This window comes from Sulfurimonas sp., from assembly GCF_034005705.1.
In the GTDB taxonomy this organism is placed as follows: Bacteria; Campylobacterota; Campylobacteria; order Campylobacterales; family Sulfurimonadaceae; genus Sulfurimonas.
The window spans coordinates 1-2,022 of record NZ_JAVEUF010000040.1 but is presented as its reverse complement, the minus strand read 5'-3'; the positions used below and the strand labels follow the sequence as shown (position 1 = coordinate 2,022).

The 2,022-nt window shown below is 43.4% G+C and carries 2 protein-coding genes; one reads left to right on the top strand and one right to left on the bottom strand.

Translation table 11 applies throughout. The features are described 5' to 3' along the window. On the bottom strand, positions 1-713 hold a 713-nt coding region (locus RBR61_RS10160), incomplete at its 3' end, for a hypothetical protein (protein ID WP_320344073.1). 52 nt (positions 714-765) lie between these two features. On the opposite strand from RBR61_RS10160, the gene RBR61_RS10155 reads away from it, so the two are divergent. Beyond that, positions 766-1,470, top strand: a complete 705-nt coding sequence (locus RBR61_RS10155; protein ID WP_320344071.1) for a phosphoribosyltransferase family protein — start codon at positions 766-768, stop codon at positions 1,468-1,470. The last annotated feature ends 552 nt before the right edge of the window (positions 1,471-2,022 follow it).

Here is a 2,022-nt window from a genome sequence, read left to right as displayed (position 1 = left end):
GTAAATACTTTGTCTACTCGAACGCCTGTGGGATTTGTGGTGTAGTATTTGGCCATGGATAAAGAGGAAGGACCTCCTAGTGAATACCCCATAACCATACTTTTGTTGCCCAGTTGGTAGTTTTCTTTTGCCAACAAATATTCTTCTACAGCCTTACGCATGTGGTAGGCAACCATTCCGCTATTGGCGTCGTTTAAATAAGGCCTGGGCATATGGCGTGTATATTCAACTCCCAGCATGTCCGGCGTGATGGTGATGAATTTCAGTAAAGAGGGGAAAGCTTCTACGTAAAATCTCCCTTTTCTTGTTACTATGGACGGACTTGTTTCCTGGTCCAAATCGGCTATGGGAGGTACCTCAATAACGCCTCTTACTTGCAAATCCTGTGGATACACGAATGCACCTGTGCCTAGAACAGGGTCTCCAAAAGGATCGAAAGTGTTATAAGAAATAGCCACAACCCGCATTTGAGCACTTAGGACATTGTCGATGAACTCTATGATTTGACTTACAGTAGGGTCGGTTTCTTCTATTCCTATCTCTGCCAACAATTCCAAAAGACCTTCTTTAAGAGTAAAATCAAGAGTGCCTAATTCTTCTACAAAATATGTAGGACTGCTTTCTCCCTGACTTTCGTTTGGTGCATCTTGTGGAATGCAACGTGAGAAAAGAACAGAAAAAATGATGAGAAAAATCAATACAAAGCGTTTCATAGCAGCAGATTTTAAGCAACAAATATAAAAAAACTTCATAAATTTGGGGAGAATGATTGGCAAAAGCAGTGTGTGGTTTCCCCGGATGTGTGCGGTGTGCGGGAAAGAGTTGATTCCCGGAGAACATACTTTGTGTGTACACTGTCTGTTTCATCTGCCCAAAACGTACCATTGGCAACTTTATTTCAATGCTTTGCAGGCTTCTTTTCATGCTCTGTCGCATTTGACGGGAGCCGTTGCTTTTTTGTATTTCAGAGAAGCAAGCCCTTATAGGAAATTGTTGCACCGTTTTAAATACGGGGGTATGTGTGAAATAGGCATGTATATGGGGGAGTTGTTTGGCAAGGAGTTGTGTGAAGAATGGGGTATGCCGCCCGGGTTGACTCCGCCGGGAGCCGGTAAAGAGCGTTGTCCTGTTTTGGTGCCCATCCCTATGTCAGGCCATAAGCGCAGAAAAAGAGGATACAATCAAGCCGAGTGGCTGGCTGCCGGATTGTCTGCGTCAACAGGCTGGCCCCTTGACGTTACGGCTGTTCGGAGGGTCAAAGAAAAAACGAGTCAGACGGCATACGACAAAGAGCAGCGACGGGAAAATATGAAGAACGCGTTTCAGGCAAAAACGCTTTCGTATAGCGAAGTGTTGCTGGTGGACGATGTGGTTACGACAGGTGCTACCATGGAAAGTTGTGCACAAGCGCTTTGGAAGAAAAATCCCGATTTAAAATTGGGCTTTTTGTCGCTGGCTTTTGTTGAATAAAACGTATCTTTGCATGCCATGCCCGATTTTCTACGACTACATATCATAGACATTCTTGATATTTTGCTGGTAGGCCTTCTTATATATCAAGTGTATAAAATCATAAGGGGTACGGCTGCTGTCAATATTTTTATAGGTATCCTTTTTGTTTATTTTATTTGGCTTACAGTCAAAGCTCTTCATATGGAGCTTTTGACCAGTATTCTAGATAAAGTAATTAGTGTGGGCGTGTTGGCGCTCATTGTCGTCTTTCAACAGGAAATACGGCGATTCCTGTTACAACTGGGTTCCAGGTATACAAAAGATGGAAAACGCAAGGAGTTGTTTAATTCTTTTTTTAGACCGGGACAAGAAATGTTGTCCAAACAAGACGTAGAAGAAATAGTACATGCGTGCAGCCGGATGTCCGATCGCAAAACGGGAGCGTTGATAGCTATCGAACGTTTTGCTTCTTTGGCTTTTATAGAAGAGACGGGAGACAGGGTGGATGCGCGTGTACACAGAAGATTGATAGAAAACGTATTTTTCAAAAACAGTCCTTTGCACGACGGA